Below are 20018 nucleotides of genomic sequence, written 5' to 3' on the forward strand. Positions count from 1 at the left end.
TATGACGCAATTTCAATTATAACCAGTTCCATATCTCGCACTCTATAAGTGTGAGCATATTTTTTCCGATTCCCCTTCACTCTACCTGATTGTGATATTTCCTAGAAACTGCACTTATCTACAGAGCATTTGCAGTTGTTTACAGTAAAAATCATATTTAATTCACTTATTATTATTTTAATGCACTTTATATCAACAGTATAAATATTGACAATAAAATACCTTTTAACATACGAGTAAATAACACTTAACCAATCCATATAAATAAGAGATAATAAACATAATATTAAATAACAGTTAGCCAGCAATATTTTTATTCACTTAGAATTATTTCATAGTTCTAGTAAAAAAAGGCCTACGTAAATGTGCTCAAGCCCTGCGGACTCTGCGCTAACAAACCAATAATAAATACAATAGGTGCAATAATGAATAACTTCAACAAACCGGGAAGACCCGTTAAAAATATAGATCAAAAGCGAAATAACATAATAAAAATATCTCTAACTAATGATGAATATAATTTCATTTCTTATTATTCGCAACAAGCAGGGTTTAAACAACTCGCTCGTTTTTTACGTGTTGTCATGTTTTCAATGATAAAAAGCGGCTCATTCAAATACGAGCAAAAAGATGCCAATGTTTTTCAATCTATGGCTAACTTTAGAAATGCGCTCAACAACCTAAATCAGTCTGTACATCGATTAAATGAAGCTGCTCAGACTAATATCTTAACTCGCAGAGAGGCGTTAGCGCATATTGTACTAGTTAACCAAGTGAAGTTAGAGCTTCAGCAATGCAGAGAAATAGCATCAAGAGGCGTCGAACACACCATTAATATAGGTGATCATGAGGTAGGAACACATGACTCATAATCCAAAGGAGCTACGTGCAGAACATCACCAAACTTTAAAGTACATGTTTCGCGGAGATAAACATGAACACGAATTAACCCCTGGCGATGTTACGCTAATAGGTGGCAACATGTTCAACCTCCCCTCACTTAATGCTGATGGCTCATTTGATCTCGAAAAGTGCGCAACTGAATTTTCATGCTCTGAAAAAATACACACAGGTAAAGGCGAGAAGTTCTACCGCCACTTTGTTATTAGCCTTGCGCCTGATGAGAAATTATCTACTTCGCAATGGAATGATATCTGCTTTGAATACATGTACATACTTGGCTACAGCGATTGTAATTGGGTCGCTTGCAAGCACAGTGATACTAGCACTGAACATGTGCATATCCTTGCCAGCCGTGTCACTCACACTCCTTCAGGAGCTTTAGTCAACGTTCACAACGACTATGAGAAGGGTTGGAGTGTAATGCGAAAGTTTGAGTCTCAGCTAAATTTGCGAAGGCTAGAAAACCCAAATGATGGTTTTGGTCATAACTATACTAAAGCGCAGATTAAAGCCTCGGGAGGACGAATAGAAGCGCAACAGCGTGATGCTGCACATATTATCCGACAGAAAATAAAAAGGCTGTATAAAGCTCATGGTAAGCCAAAAACTATCACCGAATTTGTGGGTCTTATCGCTCAGTCAAATATCAGCATAAAAGTGAATCAAAAATGCTCTGGTGATCTGCACCAGGTAGACTGGACACTTTGTTAAGCGACATATTGTTTTTCAAAGTTAACTGGGCTTAGATACCCAAGAGCACTGTGCCTTCTTGTTCGATTATAATCAACTTCTATGTATTCAAAGAGTGCTTGGCGCATTTCTTCTCGTGTCATAATAGGCTCGTATTGGATTGCTTCTACTTTCATTGAATGGAAGAAGCTTTCAACACAAGCGTTGTCCCAACAGTTTCCTTTCCTACTCATACTCTGTTTTAGTTTATGAGCTGCGATTAACTCTCGGTAATCCTTTGAACAATATTGGCTGCCACGGTCGCTGTGAATAATCACATCCTTTGGTAAACCTCTGCGGAATAAAGCCATTGAGAGCGCATCACAAACTAACGTTGCAGTCATTCTTGTACTCATCGACCAGCCAATGACTTGCCGTGAATAAAGGTCAATAATGACGGCTAAATACATCCAGCCTTCACTTGTTGCGAGATAGGTGATGTCTCCAGCCCATTTTTGATTCGGTGCTGTTGTAGTAAAATCTTGCTCAAGCAAGTTCGGGGCGATTGGTAACTTATGCTTACTATCGGTCGTACATTTGAACTTACGAGCGGCCTTTGCCACCAGATTTTGTCGATTCATGCTAGCCGCAATGGTCTTCACATCGTGTTTAGCACCACTGCCTTCAAGCTCTTTTTGAATACGCCTTGCGCCATCGCGTTCTTTTTTATCTTCAAAGACTTCTCGAACTTTGATATCAAGCAGCTTACGCCGTTCGTCGCGTTGAGTGACCTTATGGCGATTTTCAATCCAGTAATAAAACCCACTTCGAGAAACCCCAAACACCTTAGCCATACGGACAATCTTATATCGCATCAGGTGTTCGAGCATAAACTCATAGCAATCTATTTTAGATTTTTCGCGAAGTAGGTGGCGGCCTTTTTTACGATGTCTAATTCTTCAGCTTGTTCGGCTAATAATCGTTTGAGCTTGGCATTTTCAATCGCTAACTCTTTTTCTCTATCACTGGTATTTGTGTCTTTTTTGACAGCTTTTCGCCATCCATAGATTTGAGATTCATATAACGATAGTTGTCTGGCCGCAGCAGCGACGCCCACTTTCTCGGCTAGTTTGAGTGCTTCTGCTTTAAATTCAGGAGCATGTTTAATTCGTGTTTTCTTAGTTGTCATTGTTCACCTCGTTAGTGATTGTACTCACTTAACTCAGTGTCCAAAACTATTGGTGCGGATCACTGGTGAGGTGTCCGGGATAAGCTATTCCAATGAAGGAGGACCATTCTTATCTGGAACACGAATAAAGAAAACACAACTCACATTCAACGCGCTAATTAAAGGTGGCATTAGCTATAATCCGTCGCGTGATAACTTTGCATTAGGTATCAACAAAGAAGCACCAATGTACGCTTATTTCCAAGTACGAGTCTCTTCAAAAGAAGCCAAGCGTATCATTAGACAAAGAGCTCAATTTAGACTGAGTACAGACAAAAATAGTAGTTGGGTAGATCTCTCATTCATTAATACTAAACGGGAGAAAGAATTAGCCCTTGCAATCGCAAACATCATTGCTCTACTCAAAATGATGTTCGGTGTTGATGATGAATCTGTTGAGTTTCGACATCTTCAAGAGCAGAAACTACTCTCTGATTTATTAATACACAAAGTATTTTATAACCCGGGTAACACTCTTGAATACGATACTGAGACAGGCCTAAAGGAGCTAGAGAAACAGATAGATTCGGATACGAAAGACTGGCGAGATTTAAAGCAAGATAGGTCATCTGTAGCGCTTACCAGCACATATCACTCAGATTTAAAGTTCAGTAATCAAGCGACGATTGAAATCTAAGAATAACGTTTAACACAAAGCATTACTCTAATCTGCTCTGACATTCGGAATTACTGAACCGATGAACAGGAGATTATATAATTCACATTTATGATTGCCGAATTTTCAGATAGCTACAAATCTATCGATAGCACATCTAAAATTTGCTGGTCAATGTCTCTGATAACGCTTTTAACCAATTCAATTAGCTCGATTACATGTTGTTGAGGCACATCAACAGAGAAACCATCTGCCTTTTTTCCATTGCGATGCACAATGTCATGCCTAACGAAAACAGATGCTCTTAATTGATCCAATTTATCCTCTGGGAAATCACAGGCCAGAACTTTTTGATACAGGTCTTTTACGGTATCAATGTTATGGAATGAGATTTTATCGATTTCCGTATTTAGCGTCTTATCAAGCGAGTCTAAAAACGTAAATACATCCTTTTTAGCAACTTTTTCTTTGAACACGATGTGGGATTCAACAAACCGACGTTTAACTGCACTTCGGTTCAACACATGGCTTTTCATTGTGTCAGACAGATACGCTTCCATGGCAGTAATCACACTGGCAAACACCATTCTTTGTAGTGTCACATTTTCTGTAGATTCATTTAGAACAGCTAGCTCATCCAAAGAAGTACAAAAGTTCTGATGAAACTTTGTTTCTCCGGCCTGAACTTCAGCAATATCGTCAAAATCAGTAACCCATCCACCGTTAACTATATCGGTGATATCAAGCACGCACTCTGATTCATTATCGCAATGTTCCAACAAAACCACAGCATAGGTTTCAACATACTTACATGGGAATACAGTACCAGCAAACCCTTGATTTTCATCATAAACACTATGAAATGCAGATAACATGAATGACAGTAGTGGCTCACCATCAATGATTACTTTGGGGTTAAAGTAATCGGTATCGAAATCGGCACTAGACTTATCAAACGCTTTGGGAAGTGTTTGCAGCCAATCTTGAAAACTGTGACTCTCAACAATTTTTAAATCAGCTGAAATTGTTTCAACATCATCAACATAAATGCTATCTGGGTTATTCTTACATAACTCCAGAGTCTCTTTCATTTCCAAAATCCAAGAGCTTTTAACTTCATTGAAATCCTGTTCAGCAGATCTCAAATCGTATCCAGCCAATTGCAGACGTCTTTTCAGCGTTTTTGCATCGATCTTGTACCCGATAAAATCTTGTAGATCTTCATCATCGTGAACTTCTCGTACCCTATCTTGCTTGATGAAAAACCACTCATCATAGGTGTTTTTCCAAGATAAAAGTTCTTGGTTGTTAATGTTTATGTCTGCAAAACTTCCCATCAATTAATCCTTAATTAGAAGTGGTTGTAGATTCACTACATGACCATATCCATCTTGGCTATTTGCTCATCATAATCTGTCGATTTGAAAACCCTAAAGTTATGCTCTTGATCCATTCGTGATGTTGGACTGGCATCTTTTAAAACAAGTCTACGTTGTACTATTTTATACGAAACTTTGCTGATTGGCGGAAGCAGCACATTACCATATTCAAACGAATCATTTATCTCACTAAGCTGTGGTGGCTTTGAAAGGTATACTTGAAGATTATTCTTAAGTTCTTCTATATCTGCGTACAACTCGTACCATGCAATATCTCGCATTTCACCATTTTCGCTCGGTAGAGACATCAAACTCATAACATGTGATTCAAAATAAGCTTTTAGTATTTTTTCATCTACGACTGGTATCCCATCAAACTTATAACCAATAAACATCTGAGCGCTAGTCACAATACATTGAGAGAACCTATACTGCTTAGCTGCGTCATAATCCCAGCCTAACCTATCAAATATAACCTCAATGTTTTCTTGTAAAAATTTTGTCTTTCTATTTACTTGAACTCCTGCATACTCCAGTGTTTCAGCGGTTCTCTGCTTCATGACTTCCGAATCAACAGTAAGAGTCGCTTTAAACTCACCTACAATAATCAAGTCATCGATACGTGCCAATAAATCAAACTCTTCTTCTCCAGCTGCGAGTCTAATTCGCTTTCCAACCGCAGGATCGTAATCATCTATGAACTCATTCTGTTCTAGCTGCTCGTTGAGCATCTTCAGCACTGTTTCTTCATACTGGTAACCCTTTTTGCCCAAATCAATTTTCAACTCTACAGCCCACCTTTCAATAAGCCTTGTCATTACTGGAGAAACTAGTGCGCTAACTGATATTGCGTATTCATTGTTAGACTTCTTAATCAACGGCTGGCACCAAAGATCACATGTTTTATCAGCTTTGAATGTGACAAAGTTTAGAATGTTAGAGACACGGACAGAATCCAAACCCGTAGCTTTGACCAGCGCTGTTTTCAATGCAAACGCAGGAATTGTTGGACAAAATTCTAAAAGCTTGTTTAGATTGAAAGCCTCATCATTGTCTGGAAATTTTTCCATTAAATCTCCAGCTAAAAGCATTAGACATCTAAAAACGGTTAGAACATCTTTAATTGAAAATTCATTTTCATAATCTTCAGTTAACCATTCCTGAGGATAGTATTTAAGCATATCAGTAACAGTGATCTGCCAATAAGCGTTACGTGAGCGAACAATTTCATCTGCATCTTTAACGTCTAAGACTTCAACAAGCTTTCTCTTTCCTCGTCTTTTAACGACTAAATACTTATCGCTGGAAAATATAGATTGAATCATCGGATCATTTGCAATGTGTCTTTTTTGAGATCCTAATCTTTCACGCCGAATTGCACTGTTTTCAAATGAGTACTCAAAATCGGTTGCCGGTTGCATTACACAATAAGTATTTTTATCTTCACCGACTGGAAAAAAATCATAATTGGACCAAAAGAGACACTGCCAAACATGCGAGTACAATTCGTATAGTTGAGATAAGTCAATTTCACGTCGAATAAAAACCATTGGGTCAAGCGGTTGCTTTGATACCTGAATTGGCTGGTTGTCATCTATCCTCTTTTGACACATACGAAGTGCTGGCTGTAGACCATCTACGCATCCGTGGGAGATCTCTTGTAGTGTCAATGTATTCCCCATGTAATTGGCATTTATCTTGATACCAAATGCATTAGGTCTAGCTTCTTCAAATGCGGCTTTCATAGCTACAGCTAGCTCTCTATTGGACGTTGCGACATATGCAAGCATAAGCTTTTCGTTAGTAATTTTTGGAGCTTGTAAATAGGTGCTATCTAACATCCCACGGATTTCTGACAACAAAGAATTAACTACAGAACCACCAACAAAAACCCTAGCATCACGCTTCGATGCACTATCTTTAATCTTTTCCCACCCACCTAGCCACTTGTCCAAGTTAAAGTCGTGTCTAGTTGGCGGTTTAATTTTGTTCTTGATTATTTTTTCAACAAACAGGTCTTTTACTTCATCAGCCAATGGATCAATTCCTTATTTTTATGATGCATATGGCACCAGTGGATTAGCCTACTTCATATCAGATAGTTACATCAACAGACTCTCAGTCATGATACGCTTCTTTTGGTATTTCAGTGATACAAGCCAGTGATTCACATTCTTTTTAATGGCCTGATTTAGAAGGAATTATGGGAGGGATTATGGCGGACTTATACACTAACAGCAACTCGAAACAGGACTTCATTCGACATGGACTCATCACTAGTGTTGAAGACGGTATGGACGTGTTTATAGCTTCTGCTTTCTTTACTGAATCAAGTGTTATCGACGAGCTGGTACAAAAAGGATGTCATATCAGGATTGTTGTTCGACTTGGTTTTCCAACGCTACCAGCAGCCCTAGAAAAGCTGCTTAGTCACGACAAAGTAGAAGCTCGATTTTTCACCAGCAATTCGTTTCATCCTAAGTTCTACATCTTTGGTGACAAGAAAGTACTGCTTGGCTCAGCTAACCTTACCCGCTCAGCACTTTTATCAAACCAAGAAGTAATGATCAGTCTTCAATCTGACGATCATAGATTTGACGAACTAAAATCATTGTTCTCAGATTACTGGGAAGAAGCATCTGTTCTAACCAAAGATGCGATTAAAGACTATCGAAGCATCTATAACAAATTCGGGAAATTGGACTCCTTAGTAAAGCAGCTAGACGACAGCGTTACTGACACTCTCGGCGACAAAAACTTTTCAAACATTAGCCGTGGAAAGAAAAAAACCAACCGAAAATCAATCTTCCAAGACACTTACTACAAGTCTTATCAAGAGTCTGTTTATGCGTTTCGCTGTATTGAAGAAGTCTACAGCACCTTTGAACGAAAAATCGATGAAAGTAATATCCCATTGAGACTTGAAATCGATTCATTCTTTAGCTTTGTTCGAGATAAGCACGCGACTACAGATATCTGGAAAAGACAGCCTATAGGGTGGACTGAAAGCCAAAAACTCCATATCAGAGTTCTAATCGACGAATGGTTAACTATTCATTGGAAACACTTTGAAGACACGATTGTACCCACCAACTATCCACTAATTCTTCGGGTTTTTGGCTCGGTACAATTTATTAAAACTGCGTCAATGCATGACATTGTGGAAGCACTATGTGTCCTGCACTCATTCCATGACAGATTTAGATTCTATAAAGGTGGGCTACCCACTTTGAAGTCGGCTTTCATTAAAGCTAATGACGAATTACAAGTTAAGAAAACTCTTTGTTATCTTCTTTACGGTACAGGCGATATAGTGACTCGCATGTCGAACTGCATCCACGACTCAGAGTATGAACTAAACGAGTTTGGACCAGCTAATGTCCAAGAACTTATAGGTTGGATCAACAAAGAAAATCTTCCTGTTATCAACGGTCGAACAACCAAAGTGCTGAGATATTTTGGTTTCGAAGTTAAACAGCTTGGTGACTAAAATATGACTATTTTATAGTTATTAGTAAGTTACACACCTTTTAGTGGTACGTAATGCATATAAACTGTACAATACACGGTTCATATGCCTAGATGTTGAGATAAAAATGGAAATCTTTGCTACCCCACTTTTCGTAGCTATCGCTTGGATCTGTACTGTTGTTAGCTGTATTTATGCTTTTGTTCAAAAAAGCAACGTGACCAAAATTACGCAGAAATTCGATAATCTAAGCATTAATCACAAAGAACTAAAGGTCGAAAACAGTACGCTGCAACAAAAGTTCGAATCGTTGGAAGTTTCATATAATGCATTACAAGTTCAAAACACTACTCTAGAACAGAAGATCGTCGAAATCGAAAAGAACGATATCCACGATAACTATCAAGAAGTGCATCAAAACGGCCAGACCAACTTTAACCAAGGTGTAATCAAAGGCGACTTTGTTTACAACAAATAAGAGTTCTAGGCTTGTCTATGTGTGAAACAAGATTTGATATTCAAAACATTGAAGGTGACTTCTACAATGTAGAGTCTCCAGAAAATAACGTTGACTCAATTATTAACGTTATCATTGGTGATATTGCATCAGCCAACGTGAGAATCGATCGAACTGATCGGTCGTTTCCCGCAAATGTTACGACGAAGATAAACCACAACATGCTCAAGACTAAGCGTCGTATTGTCTTGCAGTACAAATCGTATTCATCCCATATTGAAACAGCCTACACTCTTGCAGAACAAAACATAATCAATGGAAAACAAACTGCAATGGAATTGCTTAATGAAATGTACTGCAATTCATTAGATAAGTATGGCATTGACTCATTTGAACCCGACATAGAGCAAGTACGGCAGCACGCAGACGACATCATAAGCGATGTTATCAAGCAGCTCAGAAAGTTTGTGTATAGTTCAGCCAATGTAACTCAATACAAAGAACAAGTAGAAATTGGGCTAAACGTTGTTGTTGCACATGGTTTTGTTGAGTGCTGCGTACTGGAGAATCCTAACAATGCTACCAACTAAAGGCTCTCACCCAGAGATGAATGTGCTCTACATTGGTGGCTTTATCTTGAAAAAGCTTCATGAGCGCAAAAGAAAGCGTATGACGATCACACAGCTAATGAAAGTCGGCACTAAAGAGCTTTCTGTGTCCGTAGACCACATAATTCTAGCGTTGGATTGGCTGTATATCATTTCTGCTATTGGCTACGATAGCAAAGAGGTTTTTATCAATGAAGCTACTTAGATTTCTCTTAGAGATCGACGGTGTAGAAACACGAGAGATACCGTTTTTAGACAATTTAAATATCATCACGAGTAAAAAGAAATCTGACGCACCCGGTAACAGCGTTGGTAAGTCAACTTTAGGTCGAATTCTCGACTACTTGTTTGATGGCTCAATTAGCCCAATCTACATTGATGATGAGTTTCAAACCCCAAAGCAAGAGATTGAACAGCTTTTCACAAACAGTGAAGTATACGTATCGCTTGAGTACCTTGGTCTAAACAATCAGTACAGTGTTATTAAGCGCAGACTATCTATTGATACTACACTGCAAAACTACATTTTGAACGGGCAAGAAGTAACAAGCAAAGAATACATCGCGCACATTATGGGCAGTATTTTCAACGTCTACTCTGCTAAACCAACGATCAGAAAACTTGCTCCGAAGTTCTTTAGAACAACGCAACACCGTATGACAAAGACTGTTAACTTTGACAACGGTAGGAACGTTAGTAAAACCGATATCAACACGGTTTTTCTGTATCTGTTCAACTTTGATGACACTGAGATACTCAGTAAAATCCACAGACTAAAGACCACCATCAAGGGTTATGATAAAAATCTGAAAGCCTTTAATAGTGTCATTTCTCAAGACAAGATTGTCGGCTCAGTCTCTAAAATAAAGAAAGAAATCGCTAAATTAGAAAAGTCTTTATTATCGTCTGAAAAAGGCATTGATAAGCTAGAAATCGTATCAAAAATCAACACGATAGATGACGAGCAGAACTCACTTTCTGACCAGGTTCTTTCTTTAGATTTAAAAATCAAGAACATAATTAAGACCAATGAAATACTAAAGACTAGTGAACAGCATCATTTGCTCGATGAACTGCGAACTATCTACGAGTATGCGTCTGTAAAGATAGAATCTACTCTTGAAGATTATCAGCAAGCACTCGCTTTCCATGACCATCTGTTGAGCACTAAACGAGAGTTTGTGTCGAATGGACTAGATAAACTGCAAGAGCAGCATGAAAAAGCAACTATCAAATTCGGCCAGTTAAAAATTCAGAAGCAAAGCCTATTCGATGAACTAAAGTCGAAAAAGAAAATGGAAGAGATATCTGACACGATGAAGGAAATTGGTAAGCTTGATAAAGAGTTAGCCAAACTAACAGCCATTATCGACAAAAAGGATGATATAGACTCAAAGCTAATACTTGAGCAACAAAGCTTAACTGAATTAGCTGGTGAACTTGAAACTGAGCTCAACAACGTAACCTCTTTTGAAGAAAAGTATATAGAAAACTTCAAAGACTACACTCGCGATTTCTACGGAGTTGAGTACAACTTCAGTCTTCATTTAGACCAAGAAAAGGGTGAATGCTCGCCACATGTCGACGACGTAGAATCAAACAACGAGGGTGGATTAAAAAGACTGGAAGTTGTTACATTTGACTTAGCATACATCAAGACTGTTTGTGACCAACAAGCATTAAGACCTAACTTTGTCTTACATGATTCGATTGATGAAATCGATATACAGCACGTTCGTAAAATGTTTGATGAATCAATTCAACTATCAGGACAACACATTGTTTCTATGTTGTCAGATAAGCTTGTTGAGCAAGATTACACCAAATACAAAGAGTTCATCATCCTTGAGCTCTCTCAGGACAACAAATTCTTCAAGATATAACATGTACTAGCTCAGACCTGATCTGACAGTTACCCATTTTTTCGGTGCTTTCGTCAGATTAGATTTGAGCTAAATTCTTTTCTGCCCAAATCTTTTTTCCATCCAATAATGTCTCTATCGGTGTCCGCCCACAGCAGACTTTTCCCTGATGAGTTCGAACATTGTTGTAATAATCCAGCCATTCGTCCAGATCTTTTTGCAACTCTTCTAATGAACTGTAGAGCTTTTTCCTGAACGTGACCTGATAAAATTCATTGAGAATCGTTTTGTGGAAACGCTCGCAGATACCGTTTGTCTGAGGATGTCTGGCTTTTGTTTTTGTATGGTCGATATCATTGATAGCCAGATACAGCTGATAATCGTGCTGCTCCACTTTGCCACAGTACTCTGTGCCTCTGTCCGTCAAAATCCTCAGCAGCGGAAGCTGATGGGCTTCAAAGAACGGTAAGACACGATCGTTGAGTAAATCAGCCGATGTGATCGGTGTTTTTGTGGTATAAAGTTTTGCGAAAGCCACTTTGCTGTGAGTATCGACAAAGGTCTGCTGGTAAATCCGGCCAACACCCTTGAGATTACCGACGTAGAATGTGTCCTGTGACCCCAGGTAGCCGGGATGATGCGTCTCGATTTCACCACACACTTCATCATCCTGTTTCTTTTTCTCCAGCGCTGCAACCTGCTCTTCACTTAAAATGATTCCTTCACTGGCGACTTTGGCTTCTAAAGCGGCCAACCGTTTTTTGAAATTCTCCAGATTATTCCGTAGCCAGATCGACCGGACACCACTGCCGGAAACAAAGATTCCTTTCTTACGGAGTTCATTGCTGGTACGCGCCTGACCATGAGCTGGAAATTCGATGGCGTAACTGACGACAGCCTTTTCTGTAGATTCATCAACCCGGTTCTTAATATTGGGTGCTCTGCGGGACTGATTCACTAAGGAATCAATTCCGCCTTGCTCGACAAGCTCCTGATAGCGATAGAACGTGTCCCTGGATACGCCCATAATCTTACATGCCTTGGAAACATTGCCTAATTCTTCCGCCAGATTTAATAAACCCGCTTTGTGTTTGATAATGGGATTGTTAGTATGAAGCATGAGAGTTACCTCTTTTTTGTTTGATTAAAGATTCAGCACCTTTATCAAAACGGGTAACTCTCAACTTTTCAAGAAGATGTGTCAGATTAGGTTGTGACTAATTCATATAACATTCGAGGCTGCTAGTTTTGGCAGCCTACGCTCTTCCCACAAATTAACTTGTGATACTTTCTGGCATCACTTGCCCTCTAATGTGAAGTTTCCTTAATCAACAAACGAACCGTTCAATTAAGTGGATATTTTGATAATGGCATGGCTTCTTTTTTACAACTTTTTGTACAAGATAGGGCCTTCTCAGGAGATCAGTTTTCATGCACTTGTTAATTCGTATTTTGGGACTTATACGGAGAATGTGACTATTAGCTTTACATTCTCAGAACGTTGCCTTCGTCTTTATCCTGATCGCACAAGTTTTCTTATTGTTTATTTCCTTTAAGTATATGATCTTTAATCTCAGGATAGAGATTAAGCACTTGTTTCCCAAGTTCACTGGACACATCCGAACCTACGTCCTCTTTAGGTGCATCTAACATATACCGTTCAATTGAAGTGTTTGCATCATAGTCAATACCCTTCGAACCATACTTCTTACCATTTAGAGCTGCACTAGGATTAACCGTTGAAGACAAACTGCCTTTAATCATGAAATCATTCCAAGCGCCTACTGTGATTTCTATTATGTCATCTTCCACTAATACCTTGATTCCATAGTCTTTAAAAATCTCGTTTAGCTGCTGCTTACCTTCAGGCCTTGAATAGTCGACATTCAAAAAAGACAAGTCCCCACTCCGTGATGTTTTTGCCTCAACAAGCTTAAGTTCTAAATCCTCTTGGTTTGAGAAACGCTCGGTATATAGTTTTTCAAACTCCTGATCATTAGGGAACTTAATCATATTTTGACGTATCGAACTTACTTCATCCTTAATTTCTTTAAGCTGTTGTTCGAGGCTCAAAATGTCTACAGATTCTTCATCTTTATAATCAAGCTTAGAAAGAATTTCGTATACTTTACTCTCTAGTAACGGGTACTTAATGTTTTTCGCATCACACTGCTTACGTTTGCGCTTACCGTTACAGTATAAATACGATCTAACTTTGCCATATGTAGAAGTGGAATCCTGATAAGACATTGAATATCCACACCTTTTACAGAAGCCAATTCCAGAAAGAATGTTTTTAAATACTTTCCGTTTCCCACCTCCACCAATATTCCTTACTACTTTTTGCTGTACTGCATTGAATATTTTTTCATCAATTATAGGTTCAAATTTTAACTCGCCATTTGCTACTCCAATTACAGCTTTATTTGCCAAGTAACTTTTAATCGTAGATTCACATAATGGGCTATTTGTCGAACTTACAACCAACTTTTCTTCGGTATTATACGTATATCTCTTTAGCTCAACTCCACCAATAGAATTTAGGATTTTTTGGGGGCCAAGACCTTCCATTCTCAATTGGTAGATTCTCTGAATAACTTCCGCATTTTCTTGAACAACCTCATACCCTTTTCTATCTAGAGTTCTATTGAGCCAAATAGGCGTTTTAGCGGTAGTCACATACCCTTTATCCTTCATTAATTTATTGGTTGCTCTAATCCTATCTGACTTTTGGACACTTTCTAAATGGGCTAAATACAAACCAATTTCGAACATCATCCATGCTGAAGCCCCTTGAACACCATCCATGTCTTCTTCAAAGACCAAGTTCCATTTTGTAAATGCCACCTTAATTCCGTGCTCAAGCAGATTTTGAAACCTTTTAACTACGTTTTTGCGTTTCCCACGGCTAAATCGGTCAATTAGCTCAATAACGATAATATCTCCAGACCTAATGCGTCCTCTAGAAACATCCTTAAAAAGCCTCCCTAACTCTCCCTTCTTAAAGTTGTCATCAGTAAAACCCGAACGCCCACTATCTTCGTAAACACCTCCCTCAGCATAGGGCTCTTTTCCATCAAGGATTAGTCTTTTGTTTTCGTTCTCAATCCAATTGTTCGTTAACTCCTGTTGACGAAAAATCCCTTCGCCACTGGAAGCTTGTTCTTTTTTTGATACTCGATGATAAAGATAATATTTATTGGTCATGGTTCCCCCCCCGCTGAGCTGTCTATCATACATTATTCTTTTGCTAACTGTGGCCTGCCTTATCATATCGGTGGTGAAATTCAGGAACGCAGCAAACTGTTACTTCAAACGCCGGAAAGTTTCCTCGCCCGCTTTAATGTCGATGTCCGCACAATGAATGAAGTCACGCATATCGACAAAGCTGCAAAAACCGTCACGGTCAAACAGCTGACAGACGACAGTGAATATACAGAAAGTTATGATTTTCTGTTACTCAGTCCGGGCGCAGCTCCCGTCGTCCCACCCATTCCGGGGCTTGATAATCCCCTGACGCATACCCTGCGTAATATCCCGGATATGGATAAAATCATGCAAACCATTCAGATGAACAAACCGGAACATGCCACAGTTGTCGGTGGCGGTTTTATCGGCCTGGAAATGGTGGAAGCTTTTCACCGGCTTGGCATTCAAACCACCTTGCTGGAAATGGCCGATCAGGTGATGACACCAACAGACAGGGAAATGGCTGGCTTTGCCCATGCCGAAATCCGCCAGAAAGGCGTTGATTTACGTCTGGAAACAGCATTAAGTGCTGCTGAGTTTATCCCGAATATTACAGTAGCCAGTGAAGACGCCGGACAATCTGACCAACACCAGCATCTGGAAGGTGAGCTGAATCTGACTCTCAGTAACGGCGACTCGCTGACCACGGATATTCTGATCATGGCGATTGGTGTCCGCCCGGAAACCCGTCTTGCAACAGAAGCCGGGCTGGAAACCGGCCCGCTTGGTGGCATTCAGGTCAATGCTTCAATGCAGACCAGCGATCCGGCGATTTATGCCGTCGGTGATGCGATAGAAGATACCGACTTTGTCACCGGCCAGCCTGCACTGGTGCCTTTGGCCGGCCCGGCAAACCGTCAGGGTCGCATGGCAGCCGATAACATGCTGGGCAGAAATGAAACCTATCAGGGCACCCAGGGCACCGCGATTTGTAAAGTGTTCGATCTGGCAATCGCATCAACCGGAAAAAATGAGAAACAACTCAAGCGGGATGGCACAAACTACGAGAAAGTTTTCGTCCACACTGCCAGCCATGCCGGTTATTACCCCGGTGCAGAGATCGTTTCATTCAAACTATTGTTTGATCCGCAATCCGGTCAAATTCTCGGTGCTCAGGCAGCCGGTAAAGATGGTATCGATAAACGCATCGATGTGATTGCTGTGGCGCAACGGGCAGGCATGAGTGTCGAACAGTTGCAGCATCTGGAACTGACTTACGCACCGCCCTATGGCAGTGCCAAAGATGTGATTAATCAGGCCGCCTTTGTTGCGACCAACATCATGAAAGGCGATGCCACGCCGATTCATTTTGATCAAATTGATCAATTGTCCGAAGATCAGTTACTGCTGGATGTCCGTAATCCCGGCGAACTGCAAAATGGAGGTTACATCGACGGTGCAGTCAATATCCCGGTCGATGAGCTGCGCCAGCGCATGGATGAACTGCCGAAAGATAAAGAAATCATCATCTATTGTCAGGTTGGCCTGCGCGGCAATGTCGCTTATCGCCAGCTGGTCAATAACGGCTACAAAGCGAAAAACCTGATTGGTGGCTACCGGACTTACTGCTTTGCCAAAGCTTAATCGTTACCGGTAAACTGCGTCTCTGTCTGTATAAAAAGGGGGAAACTCAACAGTTTCCCCCTTTTTATTTTCACAATCAGTGTTCTGAATATTCAAACCCGTTATTCACGCACTGAGTCTTATCCATCTTTACTGACGGGCAACAGGATTGGTCAGACACGTCGGCCCGCCTTCACAGGCCATACATAACGCATCCCCCGGAAAGACTTCAACAACGGTCCCATGTGCTTCCATCACCGCTTTGGTTTTGGGGAAGCCATCAATCATGATGCAGTGATCCGGCTGAGTCGGCAGCACATTCAGATTCAGCCCGAATGAGGCTTCAAACTCATCTGCCGGAGCCACCACCATCTCAATACCGCGGGACTTCATCAGCGTCCACAGGGCTGCGGGAATCAACGGCGGATGAACCAGATATTTGGTTTCAGTCAGTGGCGATATCACGGACATTAAATGCAGGCAGGCTTCTTCTCCGGTCCAGTACGGCATATCAAACCCAAGCACTTCGATACCGTGTGGATTCAGCAGTGCCTGCAATACTTCAACCCCGGCGCGGTTGGAACGGAACCCAAGGCCAATGATTAAAGTATTTTCGTCGAGCCAGATCATATCACCGCCTTCAACCCGGGCATCACCACTTAAATTACCAAGGACAGGCACCCCTGCTTTAGCCAGAATCTTGCCCTGCAACTGAGGTTCTTTTGCCCGTAACGGTTTACCCATATTCAGCAGAACCACCCCGGCTTTTGTGATCAGCGACGCATCACGGGTAAACATCGCATCAGCCAGACCATCATCTTCATCGGGCATCCACAGGATTTCCGCGCCGGACGCTTCAATGAGTCTGACAAAAGCTTCATACTCTTCGATCGCCTGCTCAGCATTAAATAAGTGATTGTAATGCCACTTCTTCGGATCCGCGTTTCTCAGACTCTGCGCCGGACGGCGCATCAGTACCCGGGTCATTTTCCCGGCCATGGTTTGACATCCGTATTCACTCATTTCATTTTCCTTCTGTGAAAAATAACTGTGTACCAATTGTTTTCACCGTAACAAAATCATGTTCCCCCGTCACGACTTCGAGGTGAGTCAGGCTTTGATTGCCAATATTGAGCCGGGTAAACAACGCCGGGTTTCTCCAGTCTAAATTAAGTACCTGCGCCAGAATCATCCGGATCACGCCACCATGAGTCACCACCAGGGTATCGGTTTGCAATTGCCCGATAAAATGCCCCCAGCATGAAGCAACCCGCTGATAAAACGCCGCCAGTGTTTCCCCTCCGGCGAGCGGGTATTGCTCCGGGTTCTCCCAGAATTTCTCCAGTTCAATCCAGCGGTTTTGGGGAATTTGATCAAAAGGCACGCCATCAAAATCACCGAAATGCATCTCCTTCCAGTCCGGCTGGATGACAATCTGCGCTTCATCTGTCAGGCGTTTCGCCAAACCCAGACATCGTGATAAGGGGGAACTGACGACCTGCAGGTCAGCTAAGCCTTGCTGTGCCAGTGCCTGCCGGATTCGCATCTGGGTACTTTCCGCAACAGGGGCATCGACATGGCCGTTCAAAGCCGCCGGGCCGGTTGTTTTGCCGTGACGAAGCAGCCAGACATCAGATTTCATCGGCACTTCCTTTCAGAAACATGGGAAGGCCGGCCGCCACAAAAATAACCTGCTCCAGCTGCACGGCAAATGCCTGATTCATCCAGCCGGCATAGTCAACAAACAGCCGGGTAACATGGCCAAGCGGCACAATCCCCATCCCGACTTCATTCGATACCAGCACAATCTGCGCTTCTGAAGCTGCGATCACATCCACCAGCTGCTGCACATGCGCTTCAATCTGCTGAGGCGTGATGCCATTGCCGTCATTGTAAATCACATTATTCAGCCAGACTGTCAGACAATCGACCAGCACAATATCCTGCGCATCAAATCCGGACAATAACCGGACAAGATCCACCGGGCATTCATGCGCTGTCCATTCCTCTCCGCGCCGGGCCTGATGCTGTGCAATCCGCACCTGCATCTCCTCATCAAAAGCCACTGCTGTTGCAACGTAATGACATCGAAGCTGAGGATTTTTCTGCTGCGCATCCAGCACTATCCGCTCTGCGAAACGGGATTTACCGCTACGCGCTCCCCCTAAAATCAGCGATTTCATTTATCCTCCGTAAACCAGCAACCCCAGTTGAATACAGGCCAGAAAAAACAGATAAATAAACAGCTCAAAACATTGTTGAAGGCCGCCTAATGTATCACCGGTAAATCCACCCAGACGGCAAATCAGCCAGCGCCGGAACAGTGAACGAATCCCAAGACATAACATGATCAGAATCAGGCACAGACCGAATGGCAGAAAAATAACCGGAATCAGACCTATCACACTCAGGATGATTAATTCTTTCACCGCCTGCTTTGAGGCAAGGGGTTTACTTTTGCTGTGATCCAAATCCGTCACATACGGTGTATCAAAGATGACCGAACCGGCCAGTGCCCGGCTCAGACTATGACCCAGCAACAGCACAGGTACAAACAGCGAAGAGACAGCCAGGTGTGTCAGCAGCAGATATTTGCCAAGCAGAATCATGACCAGAGAAACGGTGCCATAAGTGCCAATCCGGCTGTCTTTCATGATCGTCAGCCGCTTTTCCACCGTCATGCCGCCACCGATACCGTCCGCCATATCGGCCAGTCCGTCTTCATGAAAGGCGCCTGTCAGCATCAGGCTGAAACACATCATACAAAACACGGCAATATCCGCGGGTACGACAGCATTCATCAGCCGGAAGACGATCAGGCACAGCACACCGATACACAGCCCGACCGCCGAAAAATAGCGGGAAGACTGGTTCATCCGTTCTTCGGAATAAGGGGTCGAACGGGGAACAGGAATTCTGGAAAAAAAGCTCAGGGAAAGCCAGAACAGTTCCAGCTGATATTTGAACCGGGCAAGCATCAAACGGTAACTCCGGCTTCATCAAAACTGGCCATGGTATTGTAAAATTCACATGCGGCCTGAATTAACGGCACGGCAAGTACAGCCCCGGTGCCTTCACCCAAACGTAATCCCAGTTGTAATAACGGCGTCGCTGATAACGCTTCAAGTACCCGCTGGTGCCCCGGCTCTTCTGACTGGTGGGCAAAGATCATATAGTCCCGGCAGGACGGTTCCAGTAATGTCGCCACATAGGCTGCAACGGTAACGATGAATCCATCCACAACCACCGGCACACCACGTTGCGCAGCACCGATAAACGCACCAGTCATCTGCACAATCTCAAAGCCCCCGACACCGGCCAGCACCGTCATGGCATCTTCACCCCGGAGTTTCTCCGCGCACTGACGCACAATCGCTGCTTTTTTGGTGAACTGCTCAGGCTGGATACCAGTACCGTGGCCAACACACAGCTGTGGATCAATGTCAGTCAGAGAGGCCAGAATCGCAGCAGCACTGGTGGTATTGGCAATGCCCATTTCCCCGAACATCACCAGATTCGAACCCGCATCAATCGTCTGCGTGACGATTGCCTGACCATATTCAATGCCCTGCGTCACCTGCGCTTTTGTCATGGCCGGTTCAAGATGGAAATTATTCGTTCTGCTACCCAGACGCTGCTGAATAAAACACGCCGGATGCGGTGTTTCAACCGGAATCATAATCCCGCAATCAACCACTTTCATCGCCACCCCTGCGCTGCGGCAAAAACAGTTCACCCCGGCGCCGCCGGCCAGAAAATTCATCACCATCTGATAAGTCACTTCGCTCGGAGCAATACTGACACCTTCATCAGCCACACCGTGATCGCCGGCAAAGACGATCACCGTCGGTTGATGAATCTCCAGTTGAGTCACCGCTCCATCTTTTCCCTGCGACTGAATCAGGGCCAGTCGCTGTGCAATCTCTTCCAGCACGCCTAAAGAACCAACCGGTTTGGTCTTTTGATCAATTCGGTGCCGGATCTGTGCCAGATAACGTGTGTTCAACATGATTTT

The 20018-nt window shown here is 42.3% G+C and carries 18 protein-coding genes and 1 pseudogene; 9 read left to right on the forward strand and 10 right to left on the reverse strand.

Translation table 11 applies throughout. The annotated features are described in order from the left end of the window. Positions 1-425 precede the first annotated feature (425 nt). Both OC443_RS23180 and OC443_RS23185 read left to right on the forward strand, forming a co-directional pair. Positions 426-872: a hypothetical protein gene (locus OC443_RS23180; RefSeq protein ID WP_073586168.1), complete on the forward strand. Its 447-nt coding sequence runs from the start codon at positions 426-428 to the stop codon at positions 870-872. Then, positions 862-1614 carry a relaxase/mobilization nuclease domain-containing protein gene (locus tag OC443_RS23185; protein ID WP_073586167.1) on the forward strand — a complete coding sequence of 251 codons (753 nt, stop codon included), beginning with the start codon at positions 862-864 and terminating at the stop codon, positions 1612-1614. The genes OC443_RS23180 and OC443_RS23185 overlap by 11 nt, the downstream gene beginning before the upstream one ends. On the opposite strand, the gene OC443_RS23190 is transcribed toward OC443_RS23185, so the two are convergent. Beyond that, positions 1611-2761, reverse strand: a protein-coding gene (locus OC443_RS23190; RefSeq protein WP_143169485.1) for an IS3 family transposase whose coding sequence is annotated in 2 segments (ribosomal slippage) — positions 1611-2518 and positions 2518-2761 — 1152 coding nt in all. Because the reading frame shifts where the segments join, the coding sequence is not laid out codon by codon here. The genes OC443_RS23185 and OC443_RS23190 overlap by 4 nt on opposite strands. Before the next feature lie 70 nt (positions 2762-2831). On the opposite strand from OC443_RS23190, the gene OC443_RS23195 reads away from it, so the two are divergent. Then, a complete protein-coding gene (locus tag OC443_RS23195; protein WP_262021755.1) occupies positions 2832-3437 on the forward strand; it encodes a hypothetical protein in 606 nt (201 codons plus the stop codon). Positions 3438-3550: 113 nt separating this feature from the next. On the opposite strand, the gene OC443_RS23200 is transcribed toward OC443_RS23195, so the two are convergent. Both OC443_RS23200 and OC443_RS23205 read right to left on the reverse strand, forming a co-directional pair. Beyond that, a complete protein-coding gene (locus OC443_RS23200) occupies positions 3551-4753 on the reverse strand; it encodes a HEPN/Toprim-associated domain-containing protein (RefSeq protein WP_262021756.1) in 1203 nt (400 codons plus the stop codon). A 35-nt stretch (positions 4754-4788) separates the two neighbouring features. Further along, on the reverse strand, positions 4789-6831 hold the full coding sequence (locus tag OC443_RS23205) for a hypothetical protein (RefSeq protein WP_262021757.1): 2043 nt from the start codon (positions 6829-6831) through the stop codon (positions 4789-4791). A gap of 167 nt (positions 6832-6998) precedes the next feature. Here OC443_RS23205 and OC443_RS23210 point away from each other — a divergent pair, with 167 nt between their 5' ends. The 5 genes from OC443_RS23210 (at position 6999) to OC443_RS23230 (ending at position 11212) form a co-directional block, all read left to right on the forward strand. Continuing rightward, positions 6999-8285: a phospholipase D family protein gene (locus OC443_RS23210; RefSeq protein WP_262021758.1), complete on the forward strand. Its 1287-nt coding sequence runs from the start codon at positions 6999-7001 to the stop codon at positions 8283-8285. Between the two features lie 106 nt (positions 8286-8391). After that, positions 8392-8742: a hypothetical protein gene (locus OC443_RS23215; protein WP_262021759.1), complete on the forward strand. Its 351-nt coding sequence runs from the start codon at positions 8392-8394 to the stop codon at positions 8740-8742. Between the two features lie 17 nt (positions 8743-8759). Beyond that, positions 8760-9311: a hypothetical protein gene (locus OC443_RS23220; RefSeq protein ID WP_262021760.1), complete on the forward strand. Its 552-nt coding sequence runs from the start codon at positions 8760-8762 to the stop codon at positions 9309-9311. Beyond that, the gene (locus OC443_RS23225) at positions 9298-9534 is read left to right on the forward strand and encodes an ABC-three component system middle component 6 (protein ID WP_019282689.1); all 237 of its coding nucleotides are present in this window, start codon (positions 9298-9300) and stop codon (positions 9532-9534) included. The genes OC443_RS23220 and OC443_RS23225 overlap by 14 nt, the downstream gene beginning before the upstream one ends. After that, the gene (locus OC443_RS23230; protein ID WP_262021761.1) at positions 9521-11212 is read left to right on the forward strand and encodes a DUF2326 domain-containing protein; all 1692 of its coding nucleotides are present in this window, start codon (positions 9521-9523) and stop codon (positions 11210-11212) included. Before OC443_RS23225 ends, OC443_RS23230 begins: the two co-directional genes overlap by 14 nt. Positions 11213-11270: 58 nt before the next feature. Here the strand turns inward: OC443_RS23230 and OC443_RS23235 are convergent, their stop codons facing one another. Beyond that, positions 11271-12311 carry an IS481 family transposase gene (locus OC443_RS23235; protein WP_073584295.1) on the reverse strand — a complete coding sequence of 347 codons (1041 nt, stop codon included), beginning with the start codon at positions 12309-12311 and terminating at the stop codon, positions 11271-11273. 416 nt (positions 12312-12727) lie between these two features. Continuing rightward, entirely contained in the window at positions 12728-14398 is a 1671-nt protein-coding gene (locus OC443_RS23240) for a recombinase family protein (RefSeq protein ID WP_073586489.1), read from the reverse strand. Between the two features lie 30 nt (positions 14399-14428). Here OC443_RS23240 and OC443_RS23245 point away from each other — a divergent pair. Next, a pseudogene (locus tag OC443_RS23245) lies at positions 14429-16024 on the forward strand (FAD-dependent oxidoreductase); the annotation flags it as partial. Between the two features lie 129 nt (positions 16025-16153). Here OC443_RS23245 and OC443_RS23250 read toward each other — a convergent pair. From OC443_RS23250 to cobT, 5 genes are read right to left on the reverse strand one after another with little or no spacing between them, the layout of a single operon-like run. Continuing rightward, positions 16154-17026 carry a dimethylarginine dimethylaminohydrolase family protein gene (locus OC443_RS23250; RefSeq protein WP_073586491.1) on the reverse strand — a complete coding sequence of 291 codons (873 nt, stop codon included), beginning with the start codon at positions 17024-17026 and terminating at the stop codon, positions 16154-16156. Between the two features lies 1 nt (position 17027). Continuing rightward, entirely contained in the window at positions 17028-17645 is a 618-nt protein-coding gene (locus OC443_RS23255; RefSeq protein ID WP_073586492.1) for a histidine phosphatase family protein, read from the reverse strand. Then, the gene (gene cobU, locus OC443_RS23260) at positions 17635-18186 is read right to left on the reverse strand and encodes a bifunctional adenosylcobinamide kinase/adenosylcobinamide-phosphate guanylyltransferase (RefSeq protein WP_073586493.1); all 552 of its coding nucleotides are present in this window, start codon (positions 18184-18186) and stop codon (positions 17635-17637) included. The genes OC443_RS23255 and cobU overlap by 11 nt, the downstream gene beginning before the upstream one ends. Further along, positions 18187-18981: an adenosylcobinamide-GDP ribazoletransferase gene (locus OC443_RS23265; RefSeq protein WP_073586494.1), complete on the reverse strand. Its 795-nt coding sequence runs from the start codon at positions 18979-18981 to the stop codon at positions 18187-18189. Further along, positions 18981-20012 carry a nicotinate-nucleotide--dimethylbenzimidazole phosphoribosyltransferase gene (gene cobT, locus OC443_RS23270; protein WP_073586495.1) on the reverse strand — a complete coding sequence of 344 codons (1032 nt, stop codon included), beginning with the start codon at positions 20010-20012 and terminating at the stop codon, positions 18981-18983. The genes OC443_RS23265 and cobT overlap by 1 nt, the downstream gene beginning before the upstream one ends. Positions 20013-20018: the final 6 nt, after the last annotated feature.

The organism is Vibrio quintilis (genome assembly GCF_024529975.1).
GTDB classification, from domain to species: domain Bacteria; phylum Pseudomonadota; class Gammaproteobacteria; order Enterobacterales; family Vibrionaceae; genus Vibrio; species Vibrio quintilis.